Source organism: Cellulomonas sp. JH27-2, assembly GCF_014837175.1.
Classification (GTDB): Bacteria; Actinomycetota; Actinomycetes; order Actinomycetales; family Cellulomonadaceae; genus Cellulomonas.
Genome location: NZ_JACYFR010000002.1, coordinates 124,680 through 141,014 on the forward strand (window position 1 = coordinate 124,680; position 16,335 = coordinate 141,014).

The window sequence follows — 16,335 nt, forward strand, 5'->3', positions numbered from 1 at the left end:
GCATGACGCCACTTCCCTCAACCAGTCACCGGGCGGGAGCTCGCGCGATCCAGGACGCTCGCCGGCTCCAGCAGGTTGCCCTGGAAGAGACGGAACCCGAGCTCGCGCGCGTGCGCGTTGAGATCGGCCGACTCGACGTACTCGGCGACCAGCGTCGCCCCGTAGGAACGGGCCATCGTGACGACCGGGTGCCCCTCGACGTCGAGGTCGCGCACGTCGATCTTCACGAAGTTGGCGTGCGGCAGCAGCATGCGCTGGTGGGCGGTGCTGACGAAGGAGGGGACGGCGATCCGGAACCCGGCGTCGCGCAGACGACGTACTCCGGTGACGATCTCCCGGTCGACGTCCACCCAGTGCGGCACCTCGATGACCAGCCGGTCCGGGCGTGCCGGGACCGAGAGGTCGCCGACCAGGTACGGGCGCGTGCACCGGACGAAGAGGGGCCGTCCCTGGGCGACGAGATCCAGGTCGGTGCGCCCGAAGGTTGCCGCCAGGACGTGCGCGGTGGCCTCGTCGTGCTGCTTGAGGCTCCAGGAGGACGGGGCCGGCGCCATCTCGTCGCCCGTGCGGTAGGAGAACTGGTACGCCGTCGTCTCGCCCGCCGCGTTGAAGATGCCCTGACGCGCCACGAGCACCGCGTCCGTCGTGGAACGGCGCTCCCACTCACGACGCAGCGCGTCGGGGATGGCGTCCTCGACGGCCGCGGCCAGGCGTCGCAGGCGCCCGTCGGCATCGTCCGGGTTCATACGTTCAATGACACCACACGTCGGGCCCGGTCAGCCACGGGGTGCGGAGGATTTCTCCGCAACCGCTTCGACCTCCCAGGGAATCGCTCTCCGCGCGGGCGGAAACTTCACCCGTGGGCGCGGGGCCGAGAACGGCGAAGGCGCCGCTCCCGACGGGGAGCGGCGCCTTCGAGATCCGCGAAGCGGTGCCGACTCAGAGAGCGGCGACCGACTTGGCGAGCGCCGACTTCTTGTTGGCGGCCTGGTTCGAGTGGATGACACCCTTCGAGACAGCCTTGTCGAGCTTCTTCGAGGCGACGACCAGCGCGGACTGCGCGGCGTCCTTGTCGCCACCGGCGACGGCCTCACGGACGCGACGGACGTGCGTCTTCAGCTCCGACTTGACGGCCTTGTTACGCAGGCGCGCCTTCTCGTTCGTGGTGATGCGCTTGATCTGGGACTTGATGTTTGCCACGTGTGGACTCTCTTGTGCGTTCGCCGAGACGGCGATCTGACAGGTCGTAGAGGGCGCGCGCAGATCCGGGACTGGGGCGTGGGGACACCCTCGGAGAGGATCTGGGCGAGTGCCCGCCGACCTGGGCGGACACGCAAGGGTCAAGCTTACCAGGTGTGACGGGTGGGAGAAATCGCCTTGAGTGCCTGGGCGACGGTGTCGAACAGGGCCCGGTCGACGACGCAGCCTTCGCGACGGATGGCGTGCGGGTCGATCTGCAGGACGCGGTCCAGGCGCACCTCGGACGGTCGTCGGCGCGGGTCCCACGGCCCGGTGCCGATGTCGAGCCAGTCGCCGTGCCGCGTGTGCACGTCGCCGCCCTGCACGTGGTCCTTGCTGGTGAGCATGAGCGCGAGCACGGCGTCGCCCGCGCGGCCGATGACGAGCACGGGCCGGTCCTTGCCCCGGGAGGGGTCCTCCTCGAACGGGACCCAGGTCCACACGATCTCGCCGGGGTCCGCGACGGGTGCCCCGCGCCCGTCCGGGTGGGGCGCGTACTCCATCACGGGCACGCCGCGGTAGTCGGGCAGCCCGCGGCGGGCCGGTGGCGCGGGAACGGGTCGCGACGGCGCCGTCGGCGTCGGGCCCGGCGCGCGACGCCCGAGCCCGATCGCGGCCGCCATCCTGCGCAGCGTGCCGCGCAGTCCTGTGCTCGACCCTGTGCTCGACATGGCGCCGACGGTACCGGTCGGGACGTCGCGCGCGACGAGGTCGTCCGTGTTTCTTCGTCCGCACTCTCGTCACGCGCCGGCAACACGACGGGCTTAGGGTCCGAGCATGGCTGACCTGTTCGACGAGTACCCACCGGGCCAGGCGTGGGACGAGATGCTCGATCCGCGGACCGGGCCGCGCAGCGCGTACCGGCAGGTGCACGCGGCGCTCGCCGAGATGACGGCCGGAGAGGTGCAGGCTCGTGCCGACGCGCTGGCGCGGACCTATCTGACCCAGGGCGTCACCTTCGACTTCGCGGGCGAGGAGCGGCCCTTCCCGCTGGACGTCGTGCCGCGTGTCATCGCGAGCGACGAGTGGGACCAGGTGGCCCCCGGCGTCGCGCAGCGCGTCAAGGCTCTCGAGGCGTTCCTCGCCGACGTGTACGGACAGCAGCGGGCCGTCGCGGACGGCGTCATCCCGCGCTCGGTCATCGTCTCCTCGACGCACTTCCATCGCGCGGCCCGCGGCATCCAGCCGCCCAACGGCGTGCGGGTCCATGTCTCGGGCATCGACCTGGTCCGTGACGCGCTGGACGGCTGGCGCGTGCTCGAGGACAACGTCCGTGTCCCCAGCGGCGTCTCCTACGTGCTGTCCAACCGCCGGGCGATGGCGCAGACGTTCCCCGAGCTGTTCGCGGCGCTGCGCATCCGGCCCGTGGCGGACTACCCGCGCCGGCTGTTCGCGGCACTCGTCGCCGCGGCGCCGCAGGGCGTCGACGACCCGACGGTCGTCGTGCTGACACCAGGCGTCTTCAACTCCGCCTACTTCGAGCACTCGCTGCTCGCCCGGACGATGGGCGTCGAGCTCGTCGAGGGCCGCGACCTGTTCTGCGCGGGCGGTCGCGTGTGGATGCGCACCACGCAGGGCCGGCGTCGTGTCGACGTGATCTACCGCCGGGTCGACGACGACTTCCTGGACCCGGTCGCGTTCCGGTCCGACTCCCTGCTGGGCAGCCCCGGTCTCATGACCTGCGCTCGCAACGGCACCGTCACGATCGCCAACGCGGTGGGCAACGGCGTGGCCGACGACAAGCTCGTCTACACCTATGTGCCGGACATGATCCGCTACTACCTGGGTGAGGAGCCGATCCTCAAGAATGTCGACACCTGGCGCCTGGAGGACCCGGGCGCGCTCGAGGAGGTGCTCGACCGGCTCGACGAGCTCGTCGTGAAGCCCGTCGACGGATCGGGTGGCAAGGGCCTCGTCGTCGGGCCGAAGGCCTCCAAGGCCGAGCTCGACGCGCTGCGCACGCGGCTGCAGGACGACCCGCGCGGGTGGATCGCCCAGCCCGTCGTGCAGCTCTCGACGATCCCGACGCTCATCGACGACCGCCTGCGGCCCCGGCACACGGACCTGCGGCCGTTCGCGGTGAACAACGGCGACGACGTCTACGTGCTGCCTGGCGGCCTGACGCGTGTGGCCCTGCCCGAGGGGCAGCTCGTCGTGAACTCCTCCCAGGGCGGCGGCTCCAAGGACACGTGGGTGCTGGGCGGCAGCCGCAGCTTCCCGGTGCAGAGGCCCACCGAGCGGCCGCAGTCGGTGCCCGTGGACAGCGCGGTCCCGATCGACGCGAACCCCAACGACATGCGTGCCCAGGTCATGCAGCAGCAGCAGCAGACGGGGGTGGCGACGTGCTGAGCCGGATCGCGGAGTCGCTGTTCTGGATCGGCCGCTACGTGGAGCGGGCCGACGACACGGCGCGCCTGCTCGACGTGCACGTGCAGATCCTGCTCGAGGACCCGTGGGCCGAGGAGGACCTGGCCTGCCGGTCGCTGCTGTCGGTCATGGACCGGCCGGCACCGCCGGGGGACGTGGAGATCGGCCGGGCCCAGGTGCTCGACACGCTCGCGTACGACCGGTTCTCGCCGTCGTCGATCGCGGGTTCGCTGGTCTCGGCGCGCGAGAACGCGCGGCGTGCCCGCGAGATCATCTCCACCGAGCTGTGGGAGTGCCTCAACACGACGTGGAACCAGCTCCCGTCCCACATGCGCCCGGCACGGCCGCACGACTACTTCACGTGGGTGCGGGAGCGCGCGGCGATCGTCGCCGGGATCATGGACTCGGCGACGTCCCGCGACGACACCTACACGTTCATGATGCTCGGCCGCTCCATCGAGCGCGCCGACATGACCGCCCGCCTGCTGGCCACGCGCGCTCTCGCGGGCTCTGCCGGCCCGGGCTGGACCACGCTGCTGCGCTCGTGCGGTGCGCACGAGGCATTCCTGCGCACCTACCGCGGCGGGGCGTCCGACGAGCGTGCTGCCGGCTTCCTCCTCCTGGACCGACTCTTCCCGCGGTCCATCGTCTTCGCGCTCAACCAGGCCGAGGCGTCGCTGGCTGCCCTGGAACCTGTCGTCGACCGTGCGACGGTCGACGACGCCCGCCGCCACATCGGCCACGTCCGCACGAGCCTGGAGTATCGGCCGCTCGCCGAGGTGCTCGCCGACCTGCCGCACGAGATGGAGCGCGTGCAGCGCGCCTGCTCGGCGGCGTCCGACGCGATCCGCGGCCGGTACTTCCCGTCCGTGGCCGAGACGAACTGGGTGGGCGAGGCGCTGTGACCCGTTCCGTACCTGTGGAGGAGACCCGATGAGCCGCCTGCGGGTGACCCACACCTCGACGTTCCGCTACTCCGGCCCGGTCCAGGCCTCCTACAACGAGGCGCGCATGACGCCGCTGTCCCAGGCCGGCCAGACGGTCGTCGACTCGCGCCTGAGCATCGAGCCGCACACCTGGACCAACGACTACCGCGACTACTGGGGCACGGCCGTGACGGCCTTCGAGGTCCTCACCCCGCACGACTCGCTGGTCATCACCGCCGAGCACGTCGTCGAGGTCAGCGACCGCGCCCCGGTCCGCACGCCCGCGACCTGGGAGACGCTCGCGTCGCCCGACGTCCGCGACCGCCTCGCGGAGTTCCTCTCGGACACCCCCACGACGGCGGCGCCCGACGACGTCGTCGCGCTGGCCGCCGCCGCGGCGCAGGGCCTCGAGCCGGAGGCCGCCGCCGAGGCCGTGTGCCTCGCCCTGCGCGACCAGGTCGAGTACATCCCCGGCGTCACGAGCGTGCACACGCCCGCCACCGAGGCGTGGCAGGCCCGCGCCGGCGTCTGCCAGGACCTCGCCCACCTCGCGGTCGGCGCGCTGCGCTCCCTCGGCATCCCCGCCCGCTACGTCTCCGGCTACCTGCACCCGGCCCGCGACGGCGAGATCGGCGAGACCGTCAGCGGCGAGTCTCACGCCTGGGTCGAGTGGTGGGTGGGGGACTGGGTCGCGTTCGACCCGACCAACCGCGTCCCCGCCGGCTCCCACCACGTGGTGCTGGCACGCGGCCGCTGCTACGACGACGTCCCCCCGCTGCGCGGCATCTACGCCGGCCGCGGCACCCAGGAGCTCGACGTCCGTGTGGAGATCACGCGCGAGGGGTAGGGCGACGCCGTTCGCATGGCTTCACGCCTCGGACGCAGCCCGTGCCGCCTCCACGACGTCGAGCAGCGTCTGGGTGCCGAATACTCGAACCGTCTCCCCGAGCAGCTCGGGGTGACGTGCGCGCGCGGCTGCGGCGACCCCACCCATCCGTTCGGCCCGGTGGGCCCGAGGGACGTCAGGACCGTGCAGGTTGATGGCTCGCTCGACGTGCAGCCGCAGGCGGCGGGTCGTGTCCACGAGGACCGCGTTCCCGCACCGCTCGAGGAAGAGGTCGGACACGCTCAGGACGAAGCGGTGGTCCTGTGGCGTCGGGCCGCGGAGCGCCTGCTCGCTGAGCTCTCGTTCGGCGGCCGCAAGCCACGTGAGGTCGCCCTCATCGAGCGACGGGGCCGCCAAGCGTGCGGCTGCCCCGCTGAGCTCGCAGTACACGACCGCGGTCTCCTCGAGCCGCTCGAGGTCCAAGGGAGCCGCTCGGTAGCCCCGGTTGGTCTCGATCTGGACCAGTCCCACCTCTCCGAGCCGGCGCAGGCCCTCGCGCACCGGGGTGCGCGAGACGCCCAGCCGCTCGGCGACATCGGCCTCGCGCAGGAGCTCACCCGGCCGGACTTGGCCCAGCACGATGTCGTCGGCGAGCAGCTCGTAGACGCGGTCGCCCAGTCCCACGCTCGCGCCGCGCATCATCCCCGGCGTCGCGACGATCGGCGGTGCCATGCCAGCTCCTTGTCGTGGGGTGCATCCAGCCTAGGGTCACGGCGGGCGCCCATCCGGGACCTCAGGACGTCACCTCGACGGCCGCCCGCGTGCCCCACGCGACGTTGCCGAACGTCGCGGTGGCGTACCAGCGCAGCGCCCGCAGGAACGTGAGCTGCCAGATCGCGAGAAGCGGTGCGCACGCGGCGACCGCGAGGCGGCCCCCGAGGCTCTGGTCGCTGCGCCGGAGCGTGAGGTAGGGCAGGCTGACGACCAGCTGGACCGCGCCGACGATCAGCAGGCACATGAGCAGGGCGGCGGGGTGGAACATCGCACCGGACGCGGCCAGGACGAGCACCGCCGAGGTGGCGACCGCGTACTGCAGCCACTTGAGCAGGTGGTACCAGAAGGCGAACCGTGCCGGTGACAGCTCACGGAAGCGCGTCCCCGAGCGCATGATCGAGCCGCGCATCCATCTCAGCTGCTGGCGGCGGTGTCCGTCGAACGTCGTGGGCATGTGCGTGAAGGCGAAGGCGCTCGACTGGTGGACGGTGCGGCCCTTCTGCTGGGCGTAGAGCGTGAGAAGGCTGTCGTCCGACGAGTGCACCGGGCGGCCGAAGAGCGTCTCGCCCAGGTAGTCGTCGACGTTGTCCCAGAGCACGTCCGGGCGGTAGGTGGCGAGCGCCCCGGAGTTGACCAGGACGGCGCCGAAGCGCGACAGCGCGGCCCGGTCGACCTTCTGCATGGAGTGGAACCACAGCTCCTGCACCCGCGTCAGGAGGTTGGTGTCGTAGTTCGTCAGCAGGATCGTGCCCGCGACCGACTGGACCTGGGGATCCGCGAACGGCTGCATGCTCTCCTCGATGGCACGGGCGTCCAGCTGCGTGTCGCTGTCGACGGTCACGTAGAAGTCGACATCGCGGCACGTCCGGGCGGCAGCTACCTGCGCGCTGCGCTTGCCACCGTTGGCCTGCCGCTCCCAGCGCACCGCCACCCCGGCAGACTCGGCGGCGACGACGAACCAGTCGTGCACGACGGCGTAGTCGCCGGTGGTGGAACCGTCGTCCACCACGCTGACGACCGCGGGCAGGTGAGTCTGGCGCAGGAGCGAGGCGAGGTTCGCCCGCAGGATGTCGTCCGCCTCGTTGTATACCGGGACCAGTACGGCGACGCGAGCCGCGGCAAGGGCCGCGGCGTGCTGGCGTGAGGCCTGGACCGGTCGGTCGAAGGCCGCGCTCGCGAGCTGCCACACCAGCAGCGCGATACCGCAGAGGTACACCCCGAGCACGGGGTGTCCTCCGGACGTGATGGTGAGGAGGCGGTAGGTCGCCCAGGCAACCACGGCCCCCACCCCACCCACGGCGAGCCAGGGGAAGCGACTCGTGACATGGTGGGCGCTCAACGGCGTCTCGTTCTGCTCTGACATGACGAATGCTCCTTGCTCGACGGGGTGGGACGGATGGCCGGTCAGTCGCTGACGGCTCCCCTCTGGCGCCGCCGCACGCGGAGCAGAAGCACTCCGACGAGGACCGCCGCGCCCGCTATCGCGACACCCCATGCCGCACCCGTCGCGCCTGTCGAGGCCAGGACCGCAGCTACCGGGCCGCTCATGAGAACGCCACCGGCGGATCCACCTTCACTCATTCCGATCTCCTCCTTCGGTATACCGACATGGACAACTATCCGCCCACCGTTGCGCTCGAAGTCAGGACGAAAGGCCCAATGTGCATACCGGTATACAACCTAGATTCGAGTTGTAGCCACAGGAGAGGACACAGATCATGAACACGACATCCACCACCGCCCCGGCCCTCGAGCAGTTCGCGCTGCCCGTCCGCTACCCGCAGGCACCTGTCGCGTGGCCGCGGTTCGACGTCGCCGTCGTCGGCCTCGGCTACGTCGGGGTCCCGCTCGCTCAGGAGGCCTGCTCGGCCGGCCTGGCGGTCGCAGGCTTCGACCTGAGCTCTCGCGTCGTCGAGGGTCTGCGTGGCGGCACGTCGCACATCGACGACCTCAGCGACGCGGACGTGCGGGCGATGACCGCGGCGGGATTCACGCCGAGCACGGACGCCTCGCTCCTGTCCCGGGCGGACACGATCGTGATCTGCGTGCCCACGCCGCTGTCGGCATCGGGCGGCCCCGACCTGGGCGCCGTGCGCGGCGCCGTGCGGACCGTCGGCGAGCGGCTGAGTCCCGGATCGCTGGTCGTGCTGGAGTCGACCACGTTCCCCGGCACCACCGAGGAGATCGTGGCCCCCATGCTCGAGGAGTTCTCGGGCTTGCGTGCCGGCCGTGACTTCGCGCTGGCGTTCTCGCCCGAGCGGGTCGACCCCGGCAACGGGCGGTTCGGCATCCGCAACACCCCGAAGGTCGTGGGCGGGCTGACGCCGTCGTGCACCGAGCGAGCCGTCGCCTTCTACTCCCAGGTGGTGGACCACGTCGTCCCCGTGCGCAGCACGCGTGAGGCCGAGACCGCGAAGCTGCTCGAGAACACCTACCGGCAGGTCAACATCGCGCTCGTCAACGAGCTGGCGCAGGCGTTCCACGAGCTCGACATCGACATCTGGGACGTCATCGGCGCCGCATCGACCAAGCCGTTCGGCTTCCAGGCGTTCCGGCCCGGCGTCGGTGTCGGCGGGCACTGCATCCCCATCGACCCGATGTACCTCGACCACCACGTCGTCGAGCGCCTCGGCCGGCCGCTGCGCTTCGTGGAGCTCGCGCAGGAGATCAACACGTCGATGCCCGCCTATGTCGTGCAGCGGGTGCGAGAGACGCTGGCCGCCGGCGGTCGCGACCTGGCGGGGGCGCGGGTCCTGCTGCTCGGCGTCACCTACAAGCCCGACATCGCCGACGACCGCGAGTCACCGGCTGTGCCTCTGGCCGAGCAGCTCGTCGCACTCGGCGCCGATGTCGCGTTCCACGACCCGCTGGTCCGCGAGTGGCCCGTCGTGGGCACGAAGCGGATCGCCGACGGAGCGCTCCTCACGGAGGTCGGTGACGCCGACATCGTCGTGCTCCTCCAGGCGCACCGCAGCTACGACGCCGACCGCCTCGGGGCTGTCGCTCAGTCGTTCCTGGACACGACTGGCCACGCCACCGACCGCGCGCAGCGCTTCTGACACCGTCGGGACGGCGCCGCTACGGCGTCAGACCCGCGCCCAACGCGTCGTCGAGGACATCCCTGGCTCCCGTCACGTGCAGGTCTGACAGGTCGGCACCCGTGCGGCGCCACAGGAGGAGCGCCACGGATCGGGAGGTTCCAGCGACGGTGACGAGCGGCGTGCCTGGGCCGAGCAGCCACGTGGCAGCTCGGTCGGCCGCGTCGATCCGGAGCGCGCGGTGCAGCGGAGCCATCCGGCCGAGACGCTCTTGGCGGGGCTGCATGACCGTGACGACCTCGTCGACGGCATCGGCCCAGATGGCGGGGGCGACGTCGAGGGGGAGGCCGGCCGCCGTGCGCAGGTCCCACAGGTGGATGAGGGTCTCGTGGAGCTGGCGGCGGCGCCAGAACGCGGTGACGTTGCTGTCGTCGAGGGTCCAGGCGGGCGCGTCGGGGGACAGGGCCGCGAGGGTCGAGCGGAGCTCGGCTGCCGCGTCGGCGTAGCGGGCCGTCAGCGACGACGCCGGCGCCAGCGGCTCCACCTCCTCGCGGCGGGCTTGGGCGGCGGCCCAGTGGTGGATCTCCGCGACGTGCTCGACGAGGTCGCGGACTGTCCAGTCGCCGCACGAGGGGACCGGCGTCGCCGGGTCGACGAGGTCGATCGTCGCCAGGAACTGGTCCTGGAGCACGGTGAGCTCGGCCAGGTGGTCGAGCGGCGCGGCTGCGGGAGAGGCGGCGGTGGCGTCGTCGGGGACCGTGGCAGCGTCCGGGGCGCTCGTCATGGGACCATGGTGGGGTCGGCCGAGGACCCCCGACAGGTCCGGGCCGGTCACGAACCGTCGATCGAGCGCCATCGGGCGCACCAGTACCCACCAGCCGGGAGTTGTCCGCGCGTGTCCCCGATCCCCAGTGCCGCCGCATCGTCGCGCATCCACCCTGCCGCGACGTCGCCCGACCTGCTGCGCAACTTCTGTATCATCGCGCACATCGACCACGGCAAGTCGACGCTGGCGGACCGGATGCTGCAGCTCACGGGCGTGGTGGACGCGCGGGCCATGCGGGCGCAGTACCTGGACCGGATGGACATCGAGCGCGAGCGCGGCATCACCATCAAGTCGCAGGCCGTACGCATGCCGTGGGGTGTCGACGACCAGGCGTACGCGCTGAACATGATCGACACACCCGGGCACGTCGACTTCACGTACGAGGTGTCGCGGTCGCTGGCCGCGTGCGAGGGCGCCGTGCTGCTGGTCGACGCCGCGCAGGGCATCGAGGCGCAGACGCTGGCCAACCTGTACCTGGCTCTCGAGAACGACCTGACGATCATCCCGGTCCTCAACAAGATCGACCTGCCGGCGGCGCAGCCGGAGAAGTACGCGGAGGAGCTCGCCAAGCTCATCGGCGGCGAGCCCGAGGACTGCCTCAAGGTGTCCGGCAAGACCGGCGTCGGCGTCGAGGCGCTGCTCGACCGCATCGTCGAGCTGGTCCCGCCGCCCACGGGCGACGCGGACGCGCCCGCCCGTGCCATGATCTTCGACTCCGTCTACGACACCTACCGCGGCGTCGTCACGTACGTCCGCGTGGTCGACGGCAACCTCAACCCGCGCGAGCGGATCTCGATGATGTCGACGAAGGCGACGCACGAGCTGCTCGAGATCGGCGTCATCTCCCCGGAGCCCGTGCCGACCAAGGGCCTGGGCGTCGGCGAGGTCGGCTACCTCATCACCGGCGTGAAGGACGTGCGCCAGTCCAAGGTCGGCGACACCGTCACCAACGCCGGCAAGCCCGCCGCCGAGGCTCTGGGCGGGTACTCCGATCCCAAGCCCATGGTCTTCTCGGGTCTGTACCCGATCGACGGCACCGACTACCCGGTGCTGCGCGACGCCCTGGACAAGCTCAAGCTCAACGACGCCGCGCTCAACTACGAGCCCGAGACGTCGGTCGCCCTGGGCTTCGGGTTCCGCGTCGGCTTCCTGGGCCTGCTGCACCTGGAGATCATCCGCGAGCGGCTCGAGCGCGAGTTCGACCTCGACCTCATCTCGACCGCCCCGAACGTCGTCTACGAGGTCTCGCTCGAGGACAAGAGCGTCGTGACGGTCACCAACCCGAGCGAGTTCCCCAGCGGCAAGATCGGCGAGGTCCGCGAGCCGATCGTGAAGGCGACGATCTTGGCGCCGAGCGAGTTCATCGGCGCGATCATGGAGCTCAGCCAGTCCAAGCGCGGCGAGCTGCAGGGCATGGACTACCTGTCCGAGGACCGCGTCGAGCTGCGCTACGTGCTGCCGATGGCGGAGATCGTCTTCGACTTCTTCGACCAGCTCAAGTCCCGCACGCGCGGCTACGCGAGCCTCGACTACGAGCCCATCGGCGACCAGACCGCCGACCTGGTCAAGGTCGACATCCTGCTGCAGGGCGAGACGGTCGACGCGTTCAGCGCCATCGTGCACAAGGACAAGGCGTACGCCTACGGCGTGATGATGACCGGCAAGCTGCGCGAGCTCATCCCGCGCCAGCAGTTCGAGGTGCCCATCCAGGCCGCCATCGGCGCCCGCGTGATCGCGCGCGAGACCATCCGCGCCATCCGCAAGGACGTCCTGGCCAAGTGCTACGGCGGTGACATCACCCGGAAGCGCAAGCTGCTGGAGAAGCAGAAGGAGGGCAAGAAGCGCATGAAGACCATCGGACGGGTCGACGTGCCGCAGGAAGCCTTCATCGCCGCGCTCTCGTCGGACGCTGCCGGGTCGTCGGGCGGCAAGGACGCCAAGGACGCGAAGAAGAAGTGAGCCCGGCTCTCCCCGACGGGGACGACGCGCCCGACGACGGCGCGTTGCCGGCCTCCGTCGTCGCCGGGGCCGACGAGCGCGCGTTCGGCGTCTACCTGCACGTCCCGTTCTGCACCGTGCGCTGCGGGTACTGCGACTTCAACACCTACACCGCCACCGAGCTGGGCGGCGGCGCGAGCCAGGCGTCCTACGCGGACACGGCCCTGCAGGAGGTCACGCTCGCGCAGCGCGTGCTGGCGGAGTCTGGCCTGCCGCGCCGGGAGGTCTCGACGGTCTTCGTCGGCGGCGGCACGCCCACGGTCCTGGCGGCCGACGACCTGGTCCGCATGCTCGGTGGCATCCGCGACGCGTGGGGCCTGGCCGACGACGCCGAGGTGACCACCGAGGCGAACCCGGACTCAGTGACACCGCAGTCGCTCGCCGCGCTCGCCGCCGGCGGGTTCACGCGCGTCTCGTTCGGCATGCAGTCCGCGGTCCCGCACGTGCTCGCCACCCTGGAGCGCACCCACGACCCGCGCCGCATCCCCGACGTGGTGCGCTGGGCGCGCGACGCGGGCCTCGACGTCTCGGTCGACCTCATCTACGGCACGCCGGGGGAGTCGCTCGACGACTGGCGCGCCTCGCTCGAGTCCGCGCTCGCCACCGGCGTCGACCACGTGTCCGCGTACGCGCTGGTGGTGGAGCAGGGCACCAAGATGGCGGTCCAGGTCCGACGAGGCGAGCTGACGCTGCCCGACGGCGACGACCAGGCCGCCAAGTACGAGCTGGCCGACGAGCTGCTCACCGCCGCGGGCCTGCACTGGTACGAGGTGTCGAACTGGTCGCGCACCCCGCAGACGGTGTGCCGGCACAACCTCGCGTACTGGCGCGGCGACGACTGGTGGGGGATCGGTCCGGGCGCGCACAGCCACGTCGGCGGCGTGCGTTGGTGGAACGTCAAGCATCCCCGCGCCTACGCGTCGCGGCTCGAGGCGGGGCTGAGCCCGGCGGCGGGCCGGGAGGTCGTGGACGCCGAGGCGGCGACGCTCGAGCGCCTCATGCTCCACGTCCGCCTGTCCGGCGGCATGCCCGTCGACGAGGTCCCGGCCGAGAACCGCACGGCGCTCGCCGGTCTGGTCGCCGACGGGCTCGTCGACGGCCGCGCCCTGCTGGTCGACCGCCGCGTCCTGCTCACGCTGCGCGGCCGGCTCCTCGCGGATCTCGTGGTGCGCACCCTGGCCGGCTTCGGCGACTGAGCCGAGTCAGCGCACGAGCTCGAGCGAGAACGGGTAGCGGTAGCTCGCGCCGCGGGAGACCGTGATCGCGGCCAGGATGGACAGCACCAGGCCGATGATCCCGACGGCGAGCATGAGGATCCAGCCGATGATGTCGATCACGGGCAGCGAGTTGATGATCTTGCCGACGACCATCGCGATCAGCAGCGTGAGCTGGAAGTTCAGCGCGACGCGCGCCTCCTCGCGGGCGCCGTGCGGGCGGTCGCGCTCGACGAGGAGGACGACGAGCGAGGCCACCCAGCCGGCGAAGAAGTAGGTGAGGATCCCGCCCAGGTGGGCGACCATCGCCAGGTTGTTGCCGCTGCCGCCCGTGCGGGGCTGGTCGCCGTAGGGCTGGTGCTCGTGCGGCGAGGGGTACTGCTGGGACATCGCGTCCTCCTGATGGGCGTGAAGATGCGCTGCGGGCGGAGGTCGCGTCAGCGGACGAAGCGGATGTTGAACGGGTAGCGGTACCACTCGTACCGGCTGGCGGCGATCGCCGCGATGATGCCGAAGACCAGGCTCGCGATGCTCACCGCGATCAGCACGAAGATGCCGACGACGATGATCAGGGTCACCACGCCGACGACCACGCCGATCAGGAGCGTGAGCTGGAAGTTCAGCGCCTCCTTGGCCTGGTCCTCCAGGTACGGGCCGCGGCCGCGGAAGCAGAGCCAGATGACGAGCGGCGCCAGGAAGCCGAGACCGACGAGCGGGAGCGCGTGCGCCAGCACGGCCCAGGTCCGCTCCTCGTCGGGACGCAGCGGCACCGGGCCGCCCCACGCGGGCTGAGGCGGCACACCTGCGGCCGGCGGGGCGTACTGCTGCCCGGGCTCGGGCTTGCGGAGGAACTCCGGGTCGGGACCCTGTGCGCTCATCGTCTGCATCCTCGGCTCGTCGAGCACGGGCGGATCCCGTGCGTCCTGCCGGCGCCAGGGTACCGGCCACGGTCGTCTCGCGGGACGGTCGACGAGGGCGGATCCTTGACACCACCTGCACGTCTTCGGTTCGCTGGCGACTGGGCGACGACAGCCCGGGGACCTGGAGGATTCGGACATGAGCGAGAACCCTGGCGGGACCCCGCCGCGCGACGACAAGCAGCCCGCAGGCACGTCCGGCGCCCCGGGTGAGCCTTCGACGCCGGACGTGCCCACGGTGCCCGACGAGCCGACGACGCCGGACATCCCGGCGGTGCCCGACGAGTCCAGCGTCCCCGACGCCCCAGAGGCGCCCGACGCACCTCCGTCGCTCGCCAAGGCCGAGTCCGCGGCGCCCGAGCCGCCCGCCCCGACGTACCAGCCGCCGGCGGCCCCGTCGTACGCCCCGCCGCCCGCGGCCGCGTACCCGCCGCCCGCCGCGGCTGCGACCCCGCCACCGGCCGCGGGCGGGTACCCGCCGCCTCCGCCCGGTGGCTACGCGCCACCGCAGGCGGGCGGATACCCGAGCGCTCCGCCTCCCGGAGGTGGCTACCCCGCCCCGCAGCCGTCGCCGCTGGGCGAGGCGTTCTCCTACGGCTGGAACGCGTTCACGCGCAGCGGCGGGGTGTTCATCGCCGCGACGCTGATCTGGTTGATCGCCGGGGGCGTCGTGCTCTTCCTCGTCACGCTGATCTTCGGCGGCTTCGCGAGCCTGTTCGAGAACGACGACAACACGCCGCGGATCGGACTGTCCATCGGCTTCCTGGTCGTCGCGGCCGTGTTCTACCTGATCCTCTTCCTGGTGCAGGCCGCCTTCGTGCGGGCCTCGCTCAAGGTGACGGAGGGTCGACGTCCCGAGCTCGCCGACTTCTTCCGCTTCGAGAACTCGACCAACCTCGTTCTGACGGCGCTGCTGCTCACGGCCGTCAACATCGTGGTGAGCCTGGTCTCGTGGATCCCGCTCCTCGGTCAGCTGGTCGCGTTCGCCGTGAACCTTTTCCTGCTGTTCACGCTCTGGTTCGTCGTGGACAAGCAGCTGAGCCCGGTCGACGCGTTGAGGTCGAGCTTCGAGCTGGTGCGCGCGAACCTCGCGAACACGTTGCTGTTCTACCTGCTGGGCGTCGTCATCCTGATCGCCGGCGCCCTCCTGTGCGGCATCGGCCTGCTGGTCGCCGCGCCGGTCGTGCTGGTCGCGACGTCGTACTTCTACAAGCGGCTGCTGGGTGAGCCCATCGCACCCGTGGCGTGAGGATCAGTCCAGCGTGACGAAGTCGATGAGCTCCTCGACGCGACCGAGCAGGCTCGGTTCGAGGTCGGCGTAGCTGCGCACCGAGCGCAGGATCCGCTGCCACGCTCGGGCCACGTCGGCCTGCTCGTCCGCCGGCCAGCCCAGCTCGCGCAGGATGCCGTGCTTCCACTCGGTGCCGCGCTCGATCGTCGGCCAGGCCCGCAGGCCGACGCGCTCGGGCTTGATCGCCTGCCAGACGTCCACGTACGGGTGGCCCAGAACCAGCACGGAGCCGGCGGGGACGCCGCGGGTGGCCTCGGCCACGATGCGCGTCTCCTTCGAGCCCGGGACCAGGTGGTCGACGAGCACCCCGACGCGGCGCTGCGGCCCGGGCCGGAAGTCGCGCAGGGCGTCGGCCAGGTTGTCGACGCCGTCGAGCAGCTCGACCACGATCCCCTCGACGCGCAGGTCGTCGCCCCAGACCTTCTCGACGAGCTCGGCGTCGTGCTTGCCCTCGACCCAGATGCGACTGGCGCGGGCCACCCGCGCGGGTGCGTTCGCGACGGCACGGGAGCCCGACGCGGTCCGCGTGGGGGCTGCGGGCGCGGACGCGCGCACCGGCGGCGTCAGGACCACGGGTTCCCCGTCGACCCAGAACCCGGGTCCGAGCGCGAACGTCCGCGTGCGGCCCGCCCGGTCCTCGAGCACGACGACGTGCTGGCCGCCCGACTTCTCCACGCGGACCACGGCCCCGACCCAGCCCGTGCTGACGTCCTCCACGACGAGCCCGCGCTCGGCGGGCTGCGGGCGGGACGTGCGCGGGGCGCGGTGGTGGGTGGTGGGCGTACCGCCCAGGACGTCGGAGCCGTAGCGGTCGTGGGTCACCCCGGCACCTTAGGTGGGGGAACGGTGTCGGCCCGGGTACGTGTCGGCGTGGCGGCGTAGGCTTGGCACTCGAACCCCGAGAGTGCTACCCAGAGCG

General features: G+C 71.5%; 16 protein-coding genes. 7 read left to right on the top strand and 9 right to left on the bottom strand.

Going from position 1 to position 16,335, the window contains the following annotated elements:
* Positions 1-17: 17 nt before the first annotated feature.
* The 3 genes from IC607_RS05510 to IC607_RS05520 all read right to left on the bottom strand — a co-directional run bounded on the left by IC607_RS05510 (position 18) and on the right by IC607_RS05520 (position 1,910).
* Complete coding sequence (locus IC607_RS05510; RefSeq protein ID WP_191786005.1) at positions 18-746, bottom strand: EAL domain-containing protein; 729 nt, start codon at positions 744-746, stop codon at positions 18-20.
* A 193-nt stretch (positions 747-939) separates the two neighbouring features.
* Complete coding sequence (rpsT, locus tag IC607_RS05515; RefSeq protein WP_191786006.1) at positions 940-1,200, bottom strand: 30S ribosomal protein S20; 261 nt, start codon at positions 1,198-1,200, stop codon at positions 940-942.
* Positions 1,201-1,346: 146 nt separating this feature from the next.
* The gene (locus IC607_RS05520; protein WP_191786007.1) at positions 1,347-1,910 is read right to left on the bottom strand and encodes a type II toxin-antitoxin system PemK/MazF family toxin; all 564 of its coding nucleotides are present in this window, start codon (positions 1,908-1,910) and stop codon (positions 1,347-1,349) included.
* Between the two features lie 106 nt (positions 1,911-2,016).
* On the opposite strand from IC607_RS05520, the gene IC607_RS05525 reads away from it, so the two are divergent.
* The 3 genes from IC607_RS05525 to IC607_RS05535 are packed head-to-tail and all read left to right on the top strand — an operon-like array spanning position 2,017 to position 5,379.
* On the top strand, positions 2,017-3,588 hold the full coding sequence (locus IC607_RS05525; protein ID WP_191786008.1) for a circularly permuted type 2 ATP-grasp protein: 1,572 nt from the start codon (positions 2,017-2,019) through the stop codon (positions 3,586-3,588).
* Positions 3,582-4,511, top strand: coding sequence for an alpha-E domain-containing protein (locus IC607_RS05530; protein ID WP_191786009.1), 930 nt, complete (start codon positions 3,582-3,584; stop codon positions 4,509-4,511). Before IC607_RS05525 ends, IC607_RS05530 begins: the two co-directional genes overlap by 7 nt.
* A gap of 28 nt (positions 4,512-4,539) precedes the next feature.
* Entirely contained in the window at positions 4,540-5,379 is an 840-nt protein-coding gene (locus tag IC607_RS05535; protein ID WP_191786010.1) for a transglutaminase family protein, read from the top strand.
* 21 nt (positions 5,380-5,400) lie between these two features.
* On the opposite strand, the gene IC607_RS05540 is transcribed toward IC607_RS05535, so the two are convergent.
* On the bottom strand, positions 5,401-6,090 hold the full coding sequence (locus tag IC607_RS05540; protein WP_225224559.1) for a GntR family transcriptional regulator: 690 nt from the start codon (positions 6,088-6,090) through the stop codon (positions 5,401-5,403).
* Between the two features lie 61 nt (positions 6,091-6,151).
* Positions 6,152-7,495, bottom strand: coding sequence for a glycosyltransferase family 2 protein (locus IC607_RS05545; protein ID WP_191786011.1), 1,344 nt, complete (start codon positions 7,493-7,495; stop codon positions 6,152-6,154).
* 355 nt (positions 7,496-7,850) lie between these two features.
* Here IC607_RS05545 and IC607_RS05550 point away from each other — a divergent pair, with 355 nt between their 5' ends.
* Positions 7,851-9,191 (top strand): nucleotide sugar dehydrogenase, encoded by a 1,341-nt coding sequence (locus IC607_RS05550; RefSeq protein WP_191786012.1) that lies wholly within the window; start codon positions 7,851-7,853, stop codon positions 9,189-9,191.
* 19 nt (positions 9,192-9,210) lie between these two features.
* On the opposite strand, the gene IC607_RS05555 is transcribed toward IC607_RS05550, so the two are convergent.
* A complete protein-coding gene (locus tag IC607_RS05555) occupies positions 9,211-9,954 on the bottom strand; it encodes a maleylpyruvate isomerase family mycothiol-dependent enzyme (RefSeq protein ID WP_191786013.1) in 744 nt (247 codons plus the stop codon).
* A 111-nt stretch (positions 9,955-10,065) separates the two neighbouring features.
* Between IC607_RS05555 and lepA the strand changes: the two genes are divergently transcribed.
* Together lepA and hemW are read left to right on the top strand one after the other, a co-directional pair.
* A complete protein-coding gene (gene lepA, locus IC607_RS05560; protein WP_370526032.1) occupies positions 10,066-11,955 on the top strand; it encodes a translation elongation factor 4 in 1,890 nt (629 codons plus the stop codon).
* Positions 11,952-13,190, top strand: a complete 1,239-nt coding sequence (gene hemW / locus IC607_RS05565; RefSeq protein WP_191786014.1) for a radical SAM family heme chaperone HemW — start codon at positions 11,952-11,954, stop codon at positions 13,188-13,190. The genes lepA and hemW overlap by 4 nt, the downstream gene beginning before the upstream one ends.
* A gap of 6 nt (positions 13,191-13,196) precedes the next feature.
* On the opposite strand, the gene IC607_RS05570 is transcribed toward hemW, so the two are convergent.
* Positions 13,197-13,598: a DUF4870 domain-containing protein gene (locus IC607_RS05570; protein ID WP_191786015.1), complete on the bottom strand. Its 402-nt coding sequence runs from the start codon at positions 13,596-13,598 to the stop codon at positions 13,197-13,199.
* 47 nt (positions 13,599-13,645) lie between these two features.
* Entirely contained in the window at positions 13,646-14,086 is a 441-nt protein-coding gene (locus tag IC607_RS05575; protein WP_191786016.1) for a DUF4870 domain-containing protein, read from the bottom strand.
* Positions 14,087-14,264: 178 nt separating this feature from the next.
* Between IC607_RS05575 and IC607_RS05580 the strand changes: the two genes are divergently transcribed.
* Positions 14,265-15,374, top strand: coding sequence for a hypothetical protein (locus IC607_RS05580; RefSeq protein WP_191786017.1), 1,110 nt, complete (start codon positions 14,265-14,267; stop codon positions 15,372-15,374).
* Between the two features lie 3 nt (positions 15,375-15,377).
* Here IC607_RS05580 and IC607_RS05585 read toward each other — a convergent pair whose 3' ends face one another.
* Entirely contained in the window at positions 15,378-16,238 is an 861-nt protein-coding gene (locus IC607_RS05585; RefSeq protein WP_191786018.1) for a DUF3097 domain-containing protein, read from the bottom strand.
* Positions 16,239-16,335 lie beyond the last annotated feature (97 nt).

Coding starts and splice junctions, on each gene's coding strand:
- IC607_RS05510 (WP_191786005.1), bottom strand. CDS start 746: ATGAACCCGGACGATGCCGACGGGCGCCTGCGACGCCTGGCCGCGGCC.
- IC607_RS05575 (WP_191786016.1), bottom strand. CDS start 14,086: ATGAGCGCACAGGGTCCCGACCCGGAGTTCCTCCGCAAGCCCGAGCCC.
- IC607_RS05570 (WP_191786015.1), bottom strand. CDS start 13,598: ATGTCCCAGCAGTACCCCTCGCCGCACGAGCACCAGCCCTACGGCGAC.
- IC607_RS05525 (WP_191786008.1), top strand. CDS start 2,017: ATGGCTGACCTGTTCGACGAGTACCCACCGGGCCAGGCGTGGGACGAG.
- IC607_RS05550 (WP_191786012.1), top strand. CDS start 7,851: ATGAACACGACATCCACCACCGCCCCGGCCCTCGAGCAGTTCGCGCTG.
- IC607_RS05540 (WP_225224559.1), bottom strand. CDS start 6,090: ATGGCACCGCCGATCGTCGCGACGCCGGGGATGATGCGCGGCGCGAGC.
- IC607_RS05580 (WP_191786017.1), top strand. CDS start 14,265: ATGAGCGAGAACCCTGGCGGGACCCCGCCGCGCGACGACAAGCAGCCC.
- IC607_RS05535 (WP_191786010.1), top strand. CDS start 4,540: ATGAGCCGCCTGCGGGTGACCCACACCTCGACGTTCCGCTACTCCGGC.
- IC607_RS05555 (WP_191786013.1), bottom strand. CDS start 9,954: ATGACGAGCGCCCCGGACGCTGCCACGGTCCCCGACGACGCCACCGCC.
- IC607_RS05520 (WP_191786007.1), bottom strand. CDS start 1,910: ATGTCGAGCACAGGGTCGAGCACAGGACTGCGCGGCACGCTGCGCAGG.
- IC607_RS05545 (WP_191786011.1), bottom strand. CDS start 7,495: ATGTCAGAGCAGAACGAGACGCCGTTGAGCGCCCACCATGTCACGAGT.